Genomic DNA, 20,361 nt, shown 5'->3' with positions numbered 1-20,361 from the left:
GTGTTAGCCGATCGCTTCGACGTCAGTCACGAACTGCTCCCACGACGCGTCTGCATCCTGGGTCTCGTCGACATCGACGCGGGTGATCGCGTTCTGCAGGGCGTCCATGACCGGGAAGTAGTTCACGCTCTTGTACGGTGCGACTTCGATCGCGGCCGAACGGTCGGAGAAGATCTCGCCGGTCGGTGCCTCGTTGAAGTACGGACGAGTCACGCTGAGCAGTTCCTCGGCCTCGTACAGGCTCGTCTGGCTCGGGAAGTTACCGGTGCTGACGAACGCCTTGAGCTGCTGCTCCGGATCGGTCAGCCAGTCGGCGAAGGCCTTCGCGGCTTCGGCCTTCTCGCTCTGGGCGGGAACGGTCAGGTACGAACCGCCCCAGTTGCCGCCGCCGTTCGGGAAGACGTTCGCGACGTCCCATCCCTCGACCTCGGGAGCGTTGCCCTCGATCACGCCGAGCATCCAGCTCGGGCAGAGCATCGTCGCGAACGCGCCGTTGGCGAATCCGGCCGACCAGTCGTCGCTCCACTGCGAGAGGTGCGCGGAGAGCTCGGGGCTCGCGTCGAGCACGGTGTTGTAGGCGTCTTCGACGACCGGGTTGGTCGTCGCGATGATCTCGCCGTCGGTGGACTCGAGGGTCTCCTCTTCCTGGTTCAGGATGCCCTGAAGGATCGCGCCGCTCGAGTCGAACCAGGCGGCGTCGCTGTTCGCGACGAACTCTTCGCCGGCGGCGAAGTAGGCGTCCCAGTCGCCGTCGATCATGGCGGCGACTTCCTCGCGGTCGGTCGGCAGACCGGCCTCGGCGAAGAGGTCGGAGCGGTAGCAGATGGCCTGCGGGCCGATGTCGGTTCCATAGGCGATGAGGCGGCCGTCGGCGTCGGTGGCCGCGTCGGTCTTCCACTGCACCCAGCGGTCGGCGACCTCGTCGTTCGAGAGGTCGTAGAGCTTGTCCGAGTACTGGAGCAGCTCGGCGAACCAGTCGATCTCGACCGCTTCGACGTCGGCGAGGCCGGAGCCGGCGCCGAGCTTGGTGAAGTAGTTGGTACGGGCGTCGCCGGAGGTGGCGGCCTTGTTGTGCACGATCTCGATACCCGTGAGCTCCGTGTACTCGGCGAGCATCTCGTCGGTGTAGCCGAAGTCGTTGAAGGTTGCGAGTGTGAGCTCGGTCACCTCTTCGTCGGCGCCGGGGGTGGCGCTGCTGCTGCAGCCCGCGGCGAGTAGTGCGAATGCTGCAGCGCCCGCGATGGCTGCTACAGCGGTTGTGCGTCGTGATTTGCTCACGGTCACTCCTTTGTGTGCGTGGGGATGGGGAGATCTTGGGAGCGCTCCTATTTGCCGGCTTTGGGAGCGCTCTCAATGGATCGTGGTAACAATAGACAGGGATTCCAGCGCCTGTCAACCCTTTTTGGGAGCGCTCCCATATTGATACCCATCCTGTGACTTTCATCCACTGCAGTCGACGGAATTGTCGGACGGGGAGAAGGGAGGTCAGTCCTGTTCGCGGGGGCGTGCCATCGATGGCTCGATCAGAGCGCCGGTCTCGTTCGCCGCCTTCTGGGCCAGCACCGCGGCATCCGCCTCCGCCACCTCTTGCTGCGCCGACTTCTCCCGCAGTGGCGTCGCCTTGAGGAAGAAACTCAGCACAAACGCGACGAGAACGACCGAGAGGCTGACCCAGAACACGGAGACGGATGCCGTCGCAAAGCCTTCGAGGAACGGGGCGGCGAGGCGCGGGTCGGCTGTGTTGAGGAACGAGGTATCGCCGTCGAGCGCAGAGCCGATGCCGGAGGGGTCGGCGAGAAGCTCGAGAATCCGGGCGTTGGCCGGATCCGCCCGAACCGAAGGCTCACTCGCGACCGTGGTGAGGGACTGCTGGGTGGCGGTGTTGGAGAAGATCTCCTGGAGCACAACGGGGATGCGCGTAAAGAGCACCGAGAAGATGACCGCGGTGCCGAGCGTGCCTCCGATCTGACGGAAGAACGTCGACGACGAGGTGGCGACGCCGATATCGCGCGGGCCGACGGCGTTCTGGCTCGCAATGGTGAGGGTCTGCATGAGCTGCCCCAGGCCGAGGCCGACGAGCAGCATCCCGATCATCATGAACCACACGGGCTTGTCATAGGTGGCGAAGGTGAACCACAGGAACCCGGCCGACATGAACGCGGTTCCAATGATCGGGAACGGCTTGTACTTGCCGGTGCGGCTGATGAGTTGGCCGCTGACGATCGACGAGATCATGAGGCCGAGGATCATCGGCAGCATCAGGAATCCGCTCTGGGTCGGAGTCGCCCCATTCACGAGCTGCAGGTACAGCGGCACGGTCATCATCGCGCCGAACATTCCGAAGCCGACGAGCACGCCGAGAACCGTGGCCATCGAGAACGTCGGCGACGAGAACAACTTGAGGGGGATGAGCGCGTCGTCGCCCATGAGCTTTTCGGCGAGGATGAAGCCCGCGATTCCGAGACCGCCGGTGACGTAGCAGGCGATCGCGATGGCGGAGCCCCAGCCCCACTCGCGGCCCTGCTCGGCGACGAGCAGCAGCGGAACGGCGGCGAGGATGACGGTCGCTGCGCCCCACCAGTCGATGCGCACCGGGCGCTTGGAGTGCGGAACGTGCAGGAAGCGCAGCACGATCGCGAGAGCGGCAATGCCGATCGGAAGGTTGATCAGGAACACCCAGCGCCAGCCGGTGACGAAGAGGATTTCGCCGGTGCCGGCGAAGAATCCTCCGATGAGGGGTCCGATAACGCTCGAGATGCCGAACACGGCGAGGAAGTAGCCCTGGTACTTGGCTCGTTCGCGAGGCGCCAGCATGTCGCCCATGATCGTGAGCGGCAGCGCCATCAACCCGCCCGCGCCGAGGCCCTGGATCGCACGGAAGATCGCGAGCTCGTACATGCTCGTGGAGAAGCCGGCGAGCAGCGAGCCCAGAAGGAAGATCGTGATCGCGATGATGAACAGCGGCCTGCGGCCGAAGATGTCGCTGAGCTTGCCGTAGATCGGGGTGCTGATCGTCGCGACGATCAGGTAGGACGTCGTGACCCAGGCCTGCAGGCTCAGGCCGTCGAGGTCGTCGCCGATCGTGCGCATCGACGTGCCGACGACCGTCTGGTCGAGCGCGGAGAGAAACATGCCTGCCATCAGGCCGAAGATCACGAACAGGATCTGGCGGTGGGTCATGGCCATGCCGGGGTCGGCGACGGCGGACTTCCTCGCGCTGGACTTCGCCTGGGACTTCACGCGTGACATGGAACCTCGTTCTGGGGGCATTGGTAAAATGTGCTCAGGCAAGCTGCGGGCGTTGTTGGCGCAAAACTTTGCGGAGACTGCAAAGTTACACCTTGCGCAAGCGTGCTGCAAGTGCGCCGCCCCGCACAGCACCCCCAGAAATATCGCATCGCTAGGATCGGTGGAATGCACGATCGAGTGGCACGCCGAGTGGCACGCCGAGTGGCACGCCGAGCCGCACGCCGAGTGATCCTGGCAATCGTTGCGGCCGCCACGGTGACCGTCGTCTCGTTTGGCCTTACCGCGTGCCAGTCCGAGTTCCTCCCCGCGCCGGCCCCGTCGGCATCCGCGTCCCCGGTCGACCCGGCTCCCGCGCCCGACCCGGCTCCCGCGCCCGACCCGGCTCCCGCGCCCGACCCGGTTCCTGCGCCGACGCCTGAGCCCGCTCCCGTCGACCCGGGCTTCGACGCCGCGCTCCACTCGATCGATGACCCGGCGAGCCCCTGGGTCGTGAGCAATAAGCTCCGCCCGCTCAGCCCTGCGGGGTTCGTGCCGCCCAACCTCGTTATCGCTCAGGTGCCCTACATCTCGAATCCATACATGAGGCCGGATGCCGCCACCGCGATCGCCGCGATGTTCGCCGCGGCGGCGGCCGAGGGGGCGGGCGCCATGCAGATCCAAAATGCGTACCGCTCCTACGACACTCAGGTGCGTGTCTACGGCGGATGGGTCTCGCGAGTCGGCCAGGCGACCGCGGATGCCCAGAGCGCGCGCCCCGGGCACAGCGAGCACCAGACCGGCTTCGGCGTCGACATCACCTCGCTGCCGGAGCGCTGCTCGATCCAGGAGTGCTTTGGGCAGTTGCCGCAAGGAGTCTGGCTCGCCGAGAACGCCTACCGGTTCGGGTTCATCCTGCGCTATCCGGCCGGGATGACCGCCGTCACTGGCTTCATCTACGAGCCGTGGCACTTCCGCTACGTCGGAACCGAGCTGTCGACCGAGATGCGCGAGCGTGGCGTCACGACCCTCGAGGAGTTCTTCGGCCTGCCCGCCGCCCCCGACTACGCCGGCTGACGTCCCTTTCGTTATTCAGGAGTGGCTGTCAGAATTCAGGAGTGGCAGCGGGAGTCCAGTCACGCGGCGGGGTGCGGATGCCGAGATTGCGGGACCCGGCGAAATCGGGCGGCCTCGGACCGGCGCCGTAACTCCTGAATTTTGCCCCTAACTCCTGAATTATGAAAGCAGCAAGTGACGGCTGGCGGTGAGCCGCGACCGGTTAGCCGGCGAGGGCCGCGTCGACGATGAGCTTGGCCTCGGCCTGCACCTGCCGCAGGTGCTCGGTGCCCCTGAACGACTCGGCGTAGATCTTGTAGACGTCCTCGGTGCCGCTCGGCCGGGCCGCGAACCAGGCGTTGTCGGTCACCACCTTCACCCCGCCGACCGCCGCGCCGTTGCCTGGGGCCTCGCTCAACCGCGCGAGGATCGGCTCGCCCGCGAGTTCGGTGGCGGTGATCGCGGCACCGGTGATCTTGCCGAGCGCCGCCTTCTGCGCCTTGGTCGCCACTGCGTCCACCCGCTCGTAGACGGGCGCACCGAACTTCTCGGTCAGCTCCGCGTAGAGCTGCGATGGGGTCTTTCCCGTCACCGCGACGATCTCGCTCGCGAGCAGGGCGAGGATGATGCCGTCCTTGTCGGTGGTCCACGCGGTGCCGTCCCTACGCAGGAAGCTCGCGCCGGCCGACTCCTCCCCGCCGAAGGCGACGGATCCATCGATGAGGCCGGAGACAAACCACTTGAAGCCCACCGGAACCTCCCAGAGGCGGCGACCCAGGGACTCCGCGACCCGGTCGATCATGGTGCTCGAGACGAGGGTCTTTCCGATCGCGGCGTCCTCGCTCCACTGCGGGCGGTGCGTGTAGAGGTACTGGATCGCCACCGCGAGGAAGTGGTTCGGGTTCATCAGGCCGCCGTCGGGCGTGACGATGCCGTGCCGGTCGGCGTCCGCATCGTTGCCGGTGAGGATGTCGAAGTCGTCTTTGTGGGAGAGAACGGATGCCATTGCCGACGGCGACGACGGATCCATCCGGATCTTGCCGTCCCAGTCCAGGGTCATGAAGCCCCACGCGGGGTCGACGACAGGGTTCACGACGGTCAGGTCGATGCCGTAGGTGTCGGCGATGAGCTGCCAGTAGTGCACGCTCGCCCCGCCGAGCGGGTCGGCGCCGATGCGGATGCCCGACTTCTTGATGGCGTCGAAGTCGATGATCGTCGCGAGGTCGGCGACATACTCGCCGCGGTAGTCATAGGTCTCGACCCCGCTCGGCTCGGCCGCCTTCACATCGCGGTTCTCGTTCGCGATGAGCTCGTTGGCCCGGTTCGCGATCCAGCTCGTCGCGTCACTGTCGGCCGGGCCGCCGTGCGGCGGGTTGTACTTGAAGCCGCCGTCGCGGGGCGGGTTGTGCGACGGGGTGATGACGATGCCATCGGCCTGATCGTCGTGCCCGGCGCGGTTGTAGGAGATGATCGCGTGGCTGAGCGCCGGCGTGGGCACGAAGTCGTCGAACTCGTCGACCAGGGCGCGTACCCCGTTGGCCTCGAGCACCTCGAGCGCGGTCGTCTCGGCAGGGCGGGAGAGTGCGTGCGTGTCCTTGCCGATGAACAGCGGCCCGGTGATCCCCTGTGAGGCGCGGTACTCCACGATCGCCTGGGTGATTGCGAGAATATGTGTCTCGTTGAAGGCGCTGTCGAGCGACGAGCCGCGGTGGCCGGATGTTCCAAACGCGACCTTCTGGTCAGGATTGGTGACGTCCGGGACGAGTGCGTAGTAGGCGGCGATGAGTGCCGGCACATCGATGAGGTCTGATTCCTGGGCCTGCTGGCCTGCGCGAGCATTCATGCAGACAGTCTGGCACCGCACCGCTCGCCGCGCCCGGTTGAGCCGCGTTCCTGTGGCGCGAGGGCCTGTTGGCACGGGCTGCCCTAGGCTCGACGCATGCCCGAGAGCGACCTGCCGACACGCGACCAGCCGACCAGCCGACCAGCGACCGCGGCATCCGACACCTACAGTTTCCTCGGCCCCGCCGGCACATTCACCGAGGCCGCCCTCGCCCAGGTGCCCGAGGCCGCCGGCAAGCCGTGGCGCTCAGTCAACAACGTCGGCGAAGCCCTCGACGACGTGGTCTCCGGCCGCAGCGTCGCGGCGATGATCGCGATCGAGAACTCCGTGGAGGGCGGGGTGAGCGCCACCCAGGACGCCCTCGCCAACGTGCCCAACCTTCGCATCATCGGTGAGTACCTTGTGCCGGTCAACTTCGTGTTTGTGGCCCGGCGCGGGACTACCCTCGCCGACGTGAAAGTCGTGAACGCGCATCCGGTCGCCTACGCGCAGTGCCACCTGTGGCTCGACGCCGTTCTTCCCTCCCACGGGCACATTCCCGCCACGTCGAACGTCACCGCGGCCGCATCGCTCTTCGAGAGCGGGCTCGCGGATGCCGCGATTGCGCCGCCGAACATCACCAAGCACCACGACCTCGTCGTGCTCGCCGAGGATATCGGCGACAACCCGAGCGCGGTGACGAGGTTCGTGCTGGTCAGCCGAACCGTCCCGACCCCCGCAGCGACCGGGGCGGACAAGACGAGCCTCATCGCCGAGCTGCCGGACGACCGGGCTGGGGCACTGCTCGAGATGCTCGAGCAGTTCGCCACCCGCGGTGTGAACATGAGCCTGCTCGAGTCGCGGCCGATCGGCGACGCCCTCGGCCGGTACCGCTTCGTGATCGACCTCGACGGCCACATCCTCGACGAGCGGGTGGCCGACGCGCTGCTCGGGCTCAAGCGGTTCAGTCCGAACGTGACCTTTCTCGGCTCCTACCCGCGGGCCGACCGCATCCGGGTCGAGGTCACCGGCCGCTACGGGGACGACGCCTTCGTCGACGCCCGCGACTGGCTGCGCGGACTCATCGCCGGCGAGAGCGACTAGCCCCGACTCGAACTATCCGGGATCTACCTGACGTCCTTTCCCGCGGGCACCTTCACGGTGAGGCCGAGGTGTTCGACGGTCGCCTTAACCGCGACGACCTTGCCGAAGCTGTCGCCGTCGAGCTCGAACTCCTCCGGCCCTTCGAGGCGCATCACGAACTCCTTGCCCTGAAGGTAACGCAGCGTGCGCACCTCCTTGGTCATGCCCATGAGCTTGCGCCCGGCCTGGCTGCGCCGCAGCACGCCGTTCTCCCACACGATCTTGACCCAGATCTGAACCCAGCCGAAGAATCCCTCCGGGCGCAGCGCCACAATGTCGAACACACCGTCGTCGACGGCGGCATCCGGCAGGAGCAGGATGTTGCCGGGGAGCGACCCGCAGTTGCCGATCATGACCGTGTGCACCTTCACCGTGCGGTTGCCCTGCCGGTCGAGGTTGTATCGGATGTTGATGCTGTTGTTGCCGCTGAGGGATTTGCGGATGGCGTCGACGTAGGCGATCCAGCCGACCTTCTTCTTGAGGTCGGGGTCGGTGTTCGCGATCATCTTCGCGTCGAGCCCGAGCCCGGCCATGACGAGAAAAACGAACTTCTCCTTGGTGGCATCCTCGCGCTCGACCTCCACCAGTCCGAGGTCGATCGATCGGTCCTTGCCCGCGAAGGCTGTGCTCACCGCGCGGTCGACGCTATCGAGGGTCAGCTTGAGGTTGCGGGCGAGCAGGTTGCCGGTGCCGCGGGGAATAAGTCCGACGGGGACGTCGAATCCGCGCACGCCTTCGGCCACCGCGCGCACGGTGCCGTCACCACCGGCGATCATGATTACGTCGAAGTCGACGTCGAGTGCCAGGACTTCGGCGGTCACCTTCTGCCCAGGGTCCTCCTTCGAGGTCTCGAACCAGAGGGTCTCGCGCCAGCCCGCGGTCTTCTCGCCCGCGGCGACGGCCGCCTTGAGCAGGGGCAGATCGACCTTGATCGGGTTGTAGATGATGGCAGCGATCTTCTCGAGAGCCGCATGCTCGGTCTTCTGCGCCTCAGTCTTCGCCGCCGTCTTCTTCGCGATCTTCTTCTCCGCTCGCACGGCATCCGTCTCGAGGACCTCCTCGACAATGTCGGCGGGGCGAGGGGTCGAGTCGTTCTCGGGGTCGATGGTCACGAGTAAACGCTAACCCATGCTCCAACTAGAATCGGGGAGTGATCGATGCGCAGCTACTACGCGAAAATCCCGATGCCGTCCGGTCCTCGCAGGCCGCGCGGGGAGCATCCGTCGAGCTGGTCGACGCGGCGCTCGCCGCGGATGCCGCCCGCCGAACGGCAATCAACGAGTTCGAGACCCTTCGAGCGAGCCAGAACCTGTTCGGCAAGCGCGTCGCGAAGGCGGCGAAGGACGAGAAGAAACAGCTCGTCGCCGAGGCGCAGGTCCTCGCCGCCCAGGTGAAGGCCGCAAGCGCGGCGGCGACGGATGCCGATGCGGAGTTCGCCCGGATCGTCGGCAGCATCGCGAACCCGATTCTCGACGGCGTGCCCAGTGGCGGCGAAGACGACTTCCTGCTGATCAAGACGGTGGGTGAAAAGCCACAGTTCGACTTCGAGCCGCGCGACCACCTCGAACTCGGTGAGCTGCTCGGCGCGATCGACATGGGCCGCGGCGCAAAGGTGTCCGGGGCGCGCTTCTCCTTCCTCCGCGGGATCGGGGCGCGGCTCGAACTCGCGATCATGAACATGGGCCTCGACCGCGCGCTCGCCGGCGGCTTCATCCCGCTCATCACGCCGACCCTTGTCAAGCCGGAGATCATGCGCGGCACCGGTTTCCTTGGTGAGCACGCCGACGAGATCTACTATCTTCCGACCGACGACCTCTATCTCACGGGCACGAGCGAGGTGGCCCTCGCCGGTTACCACGCCGACGAGATCCTCGACCTGTCCGACGGTCCGCTCCGCTACGCCGGCTGGTCTACCTGCTACCGCCGGGAGGCCGGCTCAGGTGGAAAGGACACGCGGGGAATCATCCGCGTGCACCAGTTCAACAAGCTCGAGATGTTCAGCTATGTGCTGCCGGAGAATGCGGCGGCGGAGCACGAGCGCCTGCTCGCCCTGCAGGAGGGCATGCTCGTCTCGCTCGGACTCAGCTATCGCGTGATCGACACCGCGGCGGGCGATCTCGGGTCGAGCGCCGCGCGAAAGTACGACGTCGAGGCGTGGGTTCCCACCCAGGGTGCCTATCGCGAGCTGACGAGCACAAGCAACTGCACGACCTACCAGGCCCGGCGCCTCGACATCCGCTACCGCACCGAGTCGGGCAAGACCGCCCCCGTCGCGACCCTTAACGGCACGCTCGCAACCACAAGGTGGATCGTTGCCCTGCTCGAGACGCACCAGCGGGCCGACGGCTCCGTCGTGGTTCCGGATGCCCTCCGCCCGTACCTGGGCGGCCTCGAGATCATTGAGCCGGACTCCCTGTGACCTCCGACAGCACCGCGCCAGAGAGCCTGGCGGTCGGCCGTACCGAGCCGGCGAGCCACGACGGGCGGCTGCTCATCGCACTGGACATCGACGGCACCGTGCTGCGCGAGGACGGGGTCATCAGCGATCAGGTGCATGGCCAGGTGCGCCGTGTGCGCGACCTCGGTCACGAGGTCATGCTCGCGACCGGCCGGTCCGTCTCGATGACGCTCCCGGTGCTTGACCGGCTCGAGCTCACGCCAGAATTCGTCGTCTGCTCGAACGGCGCGATTACCCTCACGCGCGACGAGAGGGAGCCGACGAACTACGTGCACCACCACGTCGAGACCTTCAATCCGGCGCGAGTGCTCACCACCATCAAGGAAAGCCTCGAGCGGGCGAGCTACGCCGTCGAAGACGCGGAGGGCTTCTACCGCTACACCGGCTACTTCCCCGACACGACCCTCGGCGCCCTGAGCGAGAAGGTCGAATTCGAGAAATTGCTGACCTACGAGGCCACCCGCGTTGTCGTGGTCTCTCCCGAGCACGACATGGAGGAGTTCCTGACCATCGTCGAGCAGATGGGACTGCACCGGGTCAGCTACAACGTGGGCTGGACGGCATGGCTCGACATCGCCCCCGACGGCGTCAACAAGGCCACCGCGATGGAGCGGGTTCGCGCGACCCTTGGCATCCCGCGCACGCACGTCATGGCGGTCGGCGACGGCCGCAACGATATCGACATGCTCGAGTGGGCCGCGCAGCACGGCCGAGGCGTCGCGATGGGCCAGGCCCCGGATGTCGTGCGCGAGGCGGCCAACGAGCACACAGAAAGTGACTGGGACGACGGTGTGGCCAAGCTCTTCCGCAGTATCTAAATGGCCGGTGTGCCTCTGCCCGAAGCATTAATCGGTTATGCTCGGGCCTGAACTCCGGGGAGGGCTGTCCGAGCGGCCGATGGAGCCAGTCTTGAAAACTGGTGATGCGAAAGCATTCGTGGGTTCGAATCCCACGCCCTCCGCTCTAGCTGCTGCCGTGTTCACGTTGAGGGGATCTTCTTGAGCGACCTGCGTCCACGCACGCGCACGCGCACGCATCCGCGACGTGTCCATGCAGCCCGGCACGGCCGCGCGCGCAAATCCGACGCCGCCCTCGCTGTGGTGAAGGTGATGGCGGCGAGCCTCGCGGTTCTGCTCGTCAGCGGCGTCTCGCTCGGTGCCATCGCGGTCGCGCAGCTGTCGGGAAACATCGAGTCGGTTGCCCTCGTGGGCGACGACGAGGCCACGCAGAGTGTTGCGGCCCCAGCGCTGGGCAAATTCGAGGGTGGTTTCAACATCCTCGTCGTCGGCAGCGACGTCTGCGACAAAGAGGGCGGCTGCGCCGACCGCCAGGCCGAGCTCAACGACGTGACCATGCTCATCCATGTCGCCAGGGACCAGTCGAGTGCCGTCGGCGTCAGCATCCCCCGAGACCTCGTCGTGCCCATCCCGTCCTGCCCCCAGGAAGACGGTGAGGGGTACTACAGCTCGATGTCTGCGCGGCCGATCAACAACACTCTGGCCTACGGCGGGCTCGCCTGCACCGTGCTCACGGTCGAGGCCCTCACCGGGTTCGATATTCCTTACGCCGGACTCATTACGTTCAGCGGCGTCATCGGTATGAGCAATGCGGTCGGCGGCGTGCCGGTGTGCATCGACGGTCCGATCAACGACCGCTATTCGGGGTTCGTGCGCGACAAGGCCGGCGAGTACACGCTCCAGGGCCAGGACGCGCTGAACTTCCTCCGCACGAGGCACGGGGTCGGCGACGGCAGCGACCTCGGCCGGATCAGCTCCCAGCAGGTCTTCCTCTCCTCCCTGGTTCGCACGATCAAGAGCGACAGCACGCTGACCGATCCGTCCAAGCTGTTCGCCATCGCCACGGCGGCGACGAGCAACATGAAGCTGTCGACGCAGCTCGCCAACCTCAACACCATGGTGTCGATGTCGCTCGTACTGAAGGACATCCCGCTCGACCGGATCACTTTCGTGCAGTACCCCGGAACCGTTGGCCAGGGCGGCGTCTATTCTGGCAAGGTCGCTCCCATCACGGCGCAGGCCGACGCGCTGTTCGCGAAGCTCGCCTCCGACGAGCCCTTTGCGCTCGCGGGGCATACCGGCATCGGTTCGACCGAGAACCCGGATGCCCCGACGACGGCATCCGTCGACCCCGCGGTGCCCGTCGACCCGGACGCACCGGTGGACCCGGTGGACCCGGAGGCACCGGTGGACCCGGAGGCACCCGCGGACCCGGAAGCGGCACCGGGCGGACCGGCAGCGCCGACCCCGGAGGTGCTCTCCGGCCTGGCGGGCCAGACCGCGGCCGACTACACCTGTTCCAAGTCGAACAGGTGAGCTCGGGCAGCCTCGAATGGGCTGTGGCGCGTCGTGCGGCTATGATTGCTGACGAGCGCATGAGCTCATCACTGGAGACGTCGCATAGTTCGGCCTAGTGCACCACCCTGCTAAGGTGGAGAGCCCTTAATGGGCTCCGTGGGTTCAAATCCCACCGTCTCCGCCACTGTCCTAATGACCCCCAACCCGTGAGTTGGAGTGGCGATCCCCTCGGTTGAGCAGCTTCCCGACGATGAATCCGTCCTACGCGCATCCAGGAAACACGTGAGCGAGGACGCGTCAGCTGTAAGCGACCGAACGAACCTTGCGCGGGGAACTACGATGAGAGGAAGGCTCCACTGCCACCCGCGGGAGGCGCCCAGCCGCGCTGACGCGGCGATGAAGTGAATTGATGGAGGCGTTATCCTCGTGCCGTCTGAACCGACCCGTCTGACCGCTGAGGCTCCGGGAGGGGACCAGCTCGAGGACTTCATAGCGGCCTACTACCAGCACTTGGCGAGCGACGACGCGCAGGCGTACGAGCCGAACGTGCTGCGGGCGCGAGCAGTCGACCACTGGCGGGTCGCCCACACCCGCAGGCCCAAGACCGCCACGGTGGAGATCCAGAACGAGCGCGGTTGCAGCGTCGTCTACGTCGTGACGGATGACATGCCCTTCCTCGTCGACTCGGTCACCGCCGAGCTCGTGCGGCAGAGCTCCGCCATCCATCTCGTCGTCCACCCGCTCCTGGTCGTGGCGCGCAACCGGCAGACGAACGACCTCGTCAGCGTGCGGAGGATGCCGACGGAGATCGGCATTTCCAGCGGAGACACTTCGTCGATGCCGGACATCTCCCACCTGCTCGCCTCCGAGGATGATGCCTCCCACATGGAGTCGTGGATCGCGATCGAGATCGACCGCGCTAGCGATGAGGCTCAGGCCCGGCTCGTCGAGGGGCTGAAGAGGGTTCTCGACGACGTGCGCGCCGCGGTCGACGATTGGCACTTCATGCGGGCGAAGGCGGTGCAAATCGCCGACGCCCTCGGCAGGGTGGCGGGCGCGGAGGAGATCCCCGACCTGAGACAGACCCAGGAGCTGCTGCGGTGGCTCGATCGCGATAACTTCACCTTCCTGGGGTATCGCGAATACGACCTTGAGACGGTCGAGGGCGAGGATGTCCTCACGATCCGCGACGGGAGTGGGCTGGGCTTGCTGCGCTCCGTCGACGACGGGCACCAGCTCCAGCACCTGACCGAAGCCGGGCAGAAGATGGCGCGTGAGCGGCGCGCCCTCGTGATTACGAAGGCCAACTCGAGGTCGAGCGTGCACCGCCCCGCCTACTTCGACTACATCGGTATCAAGAGCTTCGACGAGCGGGGCGACGTCAACGGCGAGCAGCGGTTCATCGGGCTGTTCGCTGCCACCGCATACACGAGTTCGGTGCGGGCCGTGCCGATCCTCCGCGAGAAGGTCGACGCCGTCATGGCGCAGGTCGGCTTCCCGCCCGGATCGCACAGCGGCAAGGACCTGCTCGGGATCATGGAGACCTACCCCCGGGACGAGCTCTTCCAGATGGAGGCGTCCGATCTCGTCACGACGGCCCTCGCGATCCAGCGGTTGCAGGAGCGTCGACGCACCCGCCTCTTCCTCCGCCCCGACATTTACGGACGATTCATGTCCGCCCTCGTCTACCTGCCGCGCGACCGGTACACCACGGCCGTGCGACTGCGCATCGAGAAGGAGCTGCGGGACACGTTCCACGCCGACTCGCTCGATTTCGAGGCGCGGATGACCGAGTCCGCCCTTGCCCGCCTCTTCTTCCGGATCCGGCTGCCGCGCGACGCCCATCTCGAGCTCGTCGACGCCGCGCAGCTGGAGCGCCGGCTGGTGCTGGCGGTGCGGGCGTGGTCCGAGGGCATCAGCGAGGAGCTGCGCGACAACTACCCGCCGGAACAGGCCGACAATCTCGTCAGCCTGTGGGCCGACGCGTTCCCCGCCAGCTACCGGGTGGACTACGAGGTCGAGGACGCCCTCGAGGACATCGCCCGATTCGAGGCGAGCTCCGCGGCGGCGGCCGCGGCCGAGGCATCCGGCGGGGCCGACGCGCACCCGGGGCTTCACGTCTACCTCCCGAAGGCGACCGAGGCGGGGGAGGATGCCCGGATCAAGCTCTACATGATGGAGTCAAAGAGCCTCACCCAGATCCTGCCGTTCTTCCACAACCTCGGAATCGAGGTGCTCGACGAGGTGCCGTTCGAGATCGAGACCTCCGACGGACGCGCCTTCTACCTCTACGACCTGGGACTGCACTACCCGGCTGGCGTCGACCCCATGGCGACTGGAGAGCTCCTGGCCGACTCCTTCGGCGCCGCCGTCAGCGGCTCGATCGAGTCGGACGGCCTCGACCGCCTCGTGCTCCGCGAGGGGATGCCCTGGCACCGGGTCGTGATCCTGCGCAGCTATGCCAAGTACATGCGCCAGATGGGCAATGCCAACTCCTACGGGTTCATCTCCGACACTCTGCTTGCAAACCCCCGCGTTACGAGCGGCCTCGTGTCGCTCTTCGAGGCGAGATTCGATCCGGACCTCGCAGACGACGAGCGCGAGGGACGCACCGGACAGGTGCGGACAGAGCTCGCCTCCGACATGGAACGGGTCGCGACCCTCGACGCCGACCGGGTGCTGCGCACGTTCATCACCCTCATCGAGGCGTCCCTGCGCACGAACTTCTTCCAGTACAAGCCCTACCTGAGCATCAAGCTCGACCCGACCGCGATCGACCTGCTGCCGTTCCCGCGGCCAATGTTCGAGACGTGGGTCTACTCGCCTCGGGTCGAGGGCGTGCACCTCCGGTTCGGCAAGGTCGCCCGCGGCGGGCTCCGTTGGTCCGACCGGCGGGAGGACTTCCGCACCGAGGTGCTCGGACTGGTCAAAGCGCAGACGGTCAAGAACGCGGTGATCGTGCCGACCGGGGCCAAGGGCGGATTCTTCGCCAAAAAGCTCCCCGACCTCGCCGCCGACCGTGCCGCCTGGATGGCGGAGGGTGTCGACGCGTATCGCACCTTTATCCGCGGGTTGCTCGACCTGACCGACAACCTCGTGACGAGTGCAGACGGCGAGCGGGTCGTTCCGCCCGCGAGGGTGGTCCGCCACGACGACACGGACACCTACCTCGTGGTCGCCGCGGACAAGGGCACCGCGACCTTCTCTGACATCGCCAACTCCCTCGCCAGCGAGTACGGCTTCTGGCTCGGTGACGCGTTCGCCTCGGGCGGCTCCATCGGCTACGACCACAAGGCGATGGGCATCACCGCCAGGGGCGCGTGGGAGTCGGTCAAGCGACACTTCAGCGAGCTCGGCGTCGACACGCAGGCCGACGACTTCACGGTCGTCGGGGTCGGCGACATGTCGGGAGACGTATTCGGCAACGGGATGCTGCTGTCGGAGCACATCCGTCTCATCGCCGCCTTCGACCACCGCCACATCTTCCTCGACCCGAGCCCGGATGCCGCGGCGTCGTTCGCGGAGCGGCGGCGGCTGTTCGAGATGCCGCGCTCCTCGTGGGCCGACTACGACGAGGGCCTGATCAGCGCCGGCGGCGGCATCCACCCGCGCCAGGCGAAGGTCGTTCCGATCTCGGCCGAGGTGCGGACCGCGCTCGGCCTACCGGAGGGCACGACACAGCTGAGCCCGCCGGAGCTCCTCCGCGCAATTCTGCGGGCTCCGGCCGACCTGCTCTACAACGGCGGAATCGGCACCTACGTCAAGGCGAGCACGGAGGCGTCAGCGGACGTCGGCGACAAGGCCAACGATGCGATCCGCGTGGATGGCCGGGACCTCCGGGTGCGTGTCGTCGGAGAGGGCGGCAATCTCGGGCTCACCCAGCGCGGCCGCATCGAGGCCGCTCTCGGCGGCGTCATCCTCAACACCGACGCGATCGACAACTCCGCCGGCGTCGACTGCTCCGATCACGAGGTCAACATCAAGATCTTCGTCGACCGCATGGTCGCCTCCGGGCGGCTGGCCGAGGCGGACCGGTCCGAATTCCTCGCCGGGATGACGAGCGAGGTCGCGCGGCTTGTGCTCGAAGACAACATCGACCAGAACATCCTGCTGCTCAACGATCGCGCCAAGGTCATCAACTGGAGTCCGAGCTACGAACGGCTGATGGACTGGCTCGAGGCGTCCGGCGACCTCAAGCGCGACCTCGAGGCCCTGCCCACGACGGCCGTGCTGCGGGAGAGGCTCGACCAGGGCCAGGGACTGACCTCGCCAGAGCTCTCCGTGCTCGGCGCGTACGCGAAGATCGAGCTGGCCACCGCGCTGCGTGACAGCGACCTGGCCGACGACCCCTGGTTCGGGCAGACCCTGCGGGAGTACTTCCCGCGGCAGTTGTCCGAGCGGTTCGACGCCGAACTCGACACGCACCCGCTGCGGCGCGAGATCATCGCGACCGTCGTCGCGAACGACATGATCAACCTCGGCGGCGTGACTTTCGCGTTCCGCGCGATCGAGGAGACCTCCGCCGACCAGGCTGCGGTCGCTCGGGCCTTCGTCGCCCTGCGCCACGTCTTCGAGCTGGACAAGATGGTCGACGAGCTGAACAATCTGCCTTCGTCGTTCCCGACCGAGCACTGGACGGCAGTGCACCTCGATATCCGCCGATTGCTCGACCGGGCGGTGCGCTGGCTCGTCAACCAGGGCGGCGCACCCCTGTCCATCGACGAGGTCGTCGCCGGGTACAAACCGCAGATCGACCTGGTCCGAACCCAACTGGTCGACTACCTGCACGGCTCTGACCTGGCACGGGTTCGGTCGCTGTTCGGGAAGGGGCAGGGATGGGGGCTGCCGGACGACCTCGGTCGTCGGTGGGCCGAGCTCTTCGAGGCCTTCGCGCTGCTCGATGTCGCGAGAATCGCGGCGGGCACGGATGCTCCGATGGTCGACGTCGCCGGGGTCTACTACTTGGCGTACGACCGGTTCGGCGTCGACGACCTTCTCGAGCGCATCACCTCGCTGCCGCGCAAGGACCGGTGGCAGGCGCTCGCCCGCGCTGCGCTGCGCGACGACCTCTACTCGGCCGTCGCCGACATGACGACGGCCATCCTGCAGGAGACCGAAGCCGGCCCGGCCGCGGAGCGCCTGCTCGTCTGGGAGGGGCTCAACGCCGACCAGCTGGGGCGCGCCAGGAGCGTGTTCGACGAGGTCAACGCGCTCGGCCACGACGACATGGCGTCGCTGTCGGTGGCGCTCCGGCTGCTCCGCTCCATCGTGCGCCGCTGACACGGCGGTGATGGCCGCGGCGCCTCGCCGGACCGCAAGTCAGGCGGGGCTCAGGCGATCACGTCGAGCGTCGCCCGCACGATGCTGTCCACGTCGATGCCGTGGTAGCGGTAGACATCCTGCACATCTCCGGCCTGACCGAAGCGGCTGACACCGAGGTTGCGGCTCTTCACCTGGTTCACCCCGGCGAGGAATGCGAGGGTGTGCGGGTGGCCGTCGAGCAGGGTCACCATCGGGGCCGCGCGGTCCTGCGGAAGGACCTGGTCGAGGATCCAGCTCGGCGCGTCATCCTGGCCGTTGCGCCCCTGGACGGCCTCGTAGAGCAGCCCCGGGCTCGTGACGCACACGACGTCCACGTCGGTGCCGAGCTCCGCCAGCCGGTCGGCTGCCGCGAGGGCGTCGGGCACGAGAGCGCCCATCGTCACGATGGTCGCCTGGGGTGCGCCGGCGGTGCGCAGCCGGTAGCCGCCCGCGACTGCCTGGCGGCGGCGCCGCTCGCGGGCGGCCGGGTCGGTCGGCACGCCCGCGAGCTTCTGGTCGACCGGCTTGGTCGATAGCCGCAGGTAGGCGGACTTGCCGTCGGGGCGCCCCAGCTGTGACATCGCCGCCAGCAGCGTCCACTCGACGTCGATGGCGAAGGCCGGCTCGTAACTCGTGCAGCCCGGCTGCTCGAGGCCGATCGACGGGGTCGTGATCGACTGGTGGGCCCCGCCCTCCGGGGCCAGCGTGACGCCAGAGGGCGTGCCGACGAGAATCGACTGGCCTCCGGCGTAGATGCCGTACGACCACGGCTCCAGGGCACGCTCGACGAACGGGTCGTAGAGCACGCCGATCGGAAAGAGGGGCTGCCCCCACCGGCTCCAGGTCGCGCCGAGTTCGCCGATGAGCCCCACAAGGTTGACCTCTGCGATGCCGAGCTCGATGTGCTGGCCGGTCGGCTTCTCCCGCCAGTGCATGATCGTCTCCGAGTCGTCGCTGAACCAGTCGCGGCGCTCCTCGGTGGACCAGACGCCGACCTTGTTGACCCAGCCCGCCAGGTTGGTGCTGGAGCTCACGTCCGGGCTCACCGTCACGACCCGGCGTGCGGCCTCCGGCGCGGCGCGAGTGAGGTCGAGCAGGGCGCGACCGAGCGCGGCCTGGGTGGTCGCGATCCCGGATGGTGTGCGCCCGAAATCGGCGGGCACGTGCGGCGGTGCGATGGCGGGCTCTTCCTCACGTCGCAGTCTCTCTGCCGCCCCTGCGCACAACCGACCGGCGGCGCTGCGCTCGCCGAACCGCGACCACGGGGCATCCGCGTTCTCGTCGAGTCCCGTAGCGAGCTCGCGATACTGCTCGACGGTGAGTAGCGAGGAGTGGTTCTGCGGGTGCCCCTCGGTCGGGAGCCCGTGCCCCTTGACCGTGTACGCGATGATGACCGTCGGCCTTGAGTCGTCGATCTGCGCGTAGGCCTCGCGCAGGGCACCGAGGTCGTGGCCACCGAGATTGCGGATGGCCTGTAGCAGGGTGTCGTCGTCGACGGATGCGACGAGCTCGATGATCGCCTCGCTGCCGTTTCCCGCCCCGGGGAGGCGGTCGCGCAGCTCCCCGGCGGTGCAGCGCAGCAGGCGCTGGTATTCGGGGTTGGACATGTCCAGAATGCGCTCGCGCAGCGCCTCGCCGCCCGCGCGCTGCATCAGGCTCTCGAGCAGGTGCCCGAACCGCACCGGGATGACCTGCCATCCGGCGGCGGCGAACAGCTGCTCGATGCGCCGCGCGGCGATGTTCGGCACGACCCTGTCGAGTGACTGCCGGTTGAGATCGACGATCCAGACGATCTCGCCGAGATCGACGACGCTCGAATCGAGCACCGCCTCCCAGATTGCCCCCTCGTCGAGCTCGGCGTCACCGACGAGCGAGTACTGCCGGCCCCGGCTGGGCGTGCCCGTGACTGTCTCGGTATACCGGCGCGAGATAGCGCCCCAAATCGGAGCCGTGGCCCCGATGCCGACGGACCCGGTGGAGTAGTCGACCGGGTCGGGGTCCTTTGACCGGCTCGGGTAGCTCTGCAGGCCGCCGAACTCGCGCAGCGTCTCGAGGTATCTCTCCTCGAGGCTGCCGAGAAGGTAGTTGATGGCGTGCAGCACGGGCGACGCGTGTGGCTTGACCGAGACGCGGTCCTCCGGACCGAGCTGGCCGAACCAGAGCGAGGTCATGATCGAGACCATCGACGCGCTCGACGCCTGGTGTCCGCCGACCTTGATGCCCGACGTGTTCGGGCGCACCCGGTTGGCGTGGTGCACGATCGAGGTCGCGAGCCAGAGAACCCGCCGCTCGATCTCGGCGAGCGTGTCGAGGTGGGCGTCGCCGTAGCGGCACACCGGCGCGGCCGGGCTGTCGTCAAGTGCGCGGATCGATTCCATGGTGGTCCTAGCGTTCGTGGTGGCGCGGCTCTGCGCGGGGCGGGATGCGGGCATCCTGCACATTTCTCTATCCGAGTTGACCATTCAAGTCACTCCTGCGCAATAGTTGAACAATTCGGTGATCATTTTGATCAGTGAAGGGAGAAGAAGGGCGGTGCTTCGTGGTCACAATGCACACGAACCGAACGGCTGACGGTATCGACGCGGCGATCCTGGCGGCTCTCACGAGGGACCCCGACGCGACCAACATCGCCGTCGCCGAGCACACCGGCCTTGCCCGCAATACGGTGCGCACGAGGCTGGCCCGCTACACACGCGAACGCACGCTGCGATCATTCGAGCGACGGATCGACCCCGCCTTTCTTGGCTACCCGCTGCGGGCTTACGTGGTGACGAAGGTGACCCAGCGAAAGCTCACTGGCATCGGCGAGGCGCTCGCCGAGGTTCCCGAGGTGATCGAGGTGCACGGCCTGACCGGCGTGTCCGACCTGCTCATCCACGTCGTGGGGCGCGACGCCAACGACCTCTACCGAATCGCCGGCCGCATCCTCTCGATCGACGGCGTTAAACGCACCAGCACCGGACTCGTGATGCAGGAGCTGATGGGCTACCGCATTGCGCAGCTCATCGGCACGGGCGACCCCGCGACCGGGTGAGGCGGCG

12 protein-coding genes and 2 tRNA genes are annotated in these 20,361 nt (G+C 67.2%); 9 read left to right on the top strand and 5 right to left on the bottom strand.

The annotated features are described in order from the left end of the window. Positions 1-3: 3 nt before the first annotated feature. Positions 4-1,278, bottom strand: coding sequence for an ABC transporter substrate-binding protein (locus tag BHD05_RS01120; protein ID WP_161884794.1), 1,275 nt, complete (start codon positions 1,276-1,278; stop codon positions 4-6). Positions 1,279-1,485: 207 nt separating this feature from the next. Further along, entirely contained in the window at positions 1,486-3,180 is a 1,695-nt protein-coding gene (locus BHD05_RS01115; RefSeq protein ID WP_161887282.1) for an MDR family MFS transporter, read from the bottom strand. 294 nt (positions 3,181-3,474) lie between these two features. On the opposite strand from BHD05_RS01115, the gene BHD05_RS01110 reads away from it, so the two are divergent. Further along, positions 3,475-4,302 (top strand): M15 family metallopeptidase, encoded by an 828-nt coding sequence (locus BHD05_RS01110; protein ID WP_236966601.1) that lies wholly within the window; start codon positions 3,475-3,477, stop codon positions 4,300-4,302. Positions 4,303-4,504: 202 nt separating this feature from the next. On the opposite strand, the gene pgm is transcribed toward BHD05_RS01110, so the two are convergent. After that, entirely contained in the window at positions 4,505-6,124 is a 1,620-nt protein-coding gene (gene pgm / locus BHD05_RS01105; protein ID WP_161884792.1) for a phosphoglucomutase (alpha-D-glucose-1,6-bisphosphate-dependent), read from the bottom strand. 96 nt (positions 6,125-6,220) lie between these two features. Between pgm and pheA the strand changes: the two genes are divergently transcribed. Further along, positions 6,221-7,207, top strand: a complete 987-nt coding sequence (gene pheA, locus BHD05_RS01100; RefSeq protein ID WP_161884791.1) for a prephenate dehydratase — start codon at positions 6,221-6,223, stop codon at positions 7,205-7,207. Positions 7,208-7,230: 23 nt separating this feature from the next. Here the strand turns inward: pheA and BHD05_RS01095 are convergent, their stop codons facing one another. Beyond that, positions 7,231-8,358 (bottom strand): diacylglycerol/lipid kinase family protein, encoded by a 1,128-nt coding sequence (locus tag BHD05_RS01095; RefSeq protein ID WP_335920164.1) that lies wholly within the window; start codon positions 8,356-8,358, stop codon positions 7,231-7,233. A gap of 38 nt (positions 8,359-8,396) precedes the next feature. Between BHD05_RS01095 and serS the strand changes: the two genes are divergently transcribed. From serS to BHD05_RS01065, 6 genes are all read left to right on the top strand, one after another. After that, complete coding sequence (serS, locus tag BHD05_RS01090) at positions 8,397-9,665, top strand: serine--tRNA ligase (RefSeq protein ID WP_161884790.1); 1,269 nt, start codon at positions 8,397-8,399, stop codon at positions 9,663-9,665. Continuing rightward, positions 9,662-10,522 (top strand): HAD family hydrolase, encoded by an 861-nt coding sequence (locus BHD05_RS01085; RefSeq protein WP_236966600.1) that lies wholly within the window; start codon positions 9,662-9,664, stop codon positions 10,520-10,522. Before serS ends, BHD05_RS01085 begins: the two co-directional genes overlap by 4 nt. Before the next feature lie 58 nt (positions 10,523-10,580). Further along, positions 10,581-10,665 (top strand) — tRNA-Ser (locus BHD05_RS01080). Positions 10,666-10,702: 37 nt separating this feature from the next. Beyond that, positions 10,703-12,037, top strand: a complete 1,335-nt coding sequence (locus BHD05_RS01075; RefSeq protein WP_236966599.1) for an LCP family protein — start codon at positions 10,703-10,705, stop codon at positions 12,035-12,037. A gap of 73 nt (positions 12,038-12,110) precedes the next feature. Then, positions 12,111-12,203, top strand: a tRNA-Ser gene (locus tag BHD05_RS01070). 242 nt (positions 12,204-12,445) lie between these two features. Then, positions 12,446-17,299 (top strand): NAD-glutamate dehydrogenase, encoded by a 4,854-nt coding sequence (locus BHD05_RS01065; protein WP_418763826.1) that lies wholly within the window; start codon positions 12,446-12,448, stop codon positions 17,297-17,299. Between the two features lie 50 nt (positions 17,300-17,349). Here BHD05_RS01065 and BHD05_RS01060 read toward each other — a convergent pair whose 3' ends face one another. After that, the gene (locus BHD05_RS01060) at positions 17,350-19,698 is read right to left on the bottom strand and encodes a transketolase-like TK C-terminal-containing protein (RefSeq protein WP_161884789.1); all 2,349 of its coding nucleotides are present in this window, start codon (positions 19,696-19,698) and stop codon (positions 17,350-17,352) included. A gap of 170 nt (positions 19,699-19,868) precedes the next feature. Here BHD05_RS01060 and BHD05_RS01055 point away from each other — a divergent pair, with 170 nt between their 5' ends. Continuing rightward, a complete protein-coding gene (locus tag BHD05_RS01055) occupies positions 19,869-20,354 on the top strand; it encodes an Lrp/AsnC family transcriptional regulator (protein WP_161884788.1) in 486 nt (161 codons plus the stop codon). Positions 20,355-20,361: the final 7 nt, after the last annotated feature.

The organism is Marisediminicola antarctica, from assembly GCF_009930795.1.
GTDB classification, from domain to species: Bacteria; Actinomycetota; Actinomycetes; order Actinomycetales; family Microbacteriaceae; genus Marisediminicola; species Marisediminicola antarctica.
This window is presented reverse-complemented; position numbering and strand designations above follow the sequence as displayed.

Excerpts from the sequence above, each read along its gene's own strand:
- BHD05_RS01115 (WP_161887282.1), bottom strand. The coding sequence starts at position 3,180 with ATGACCCACCGCCAGATCCTGTTCGTGATCTTCGGCCTGATGGCAGGC.
- pgm (WP_161884792.1), bottom strand. The coding sequence starts at position 6,124 with ATGAATGCTCGCGCAGGCCAGCAGGCCCAGGAATCAGACCTCATCGAT.
- pheA (WP_161884791.1), top strand. The coding sequence starts at position 6,221 with ATGCCCGAGAGCGACCTGCCGACACGCGACCAGCCGACCAGCCGACCA.
- BHD05_RS01060 (WP_161884789.1), bottom strand. The coding sequence starts at position 19,698 with ATGGAATCGATCCGCGCACTTGACGACAGCCCGGCCGCGCCGGTGTGC.
- BHD05_RS01055 (WP_161884788.1), top strand. The coding sequence starts at position 19,869 with ATGCACACGAACCGAACGGCTGACGGTATCGACGCGGCGATCCTGGCG.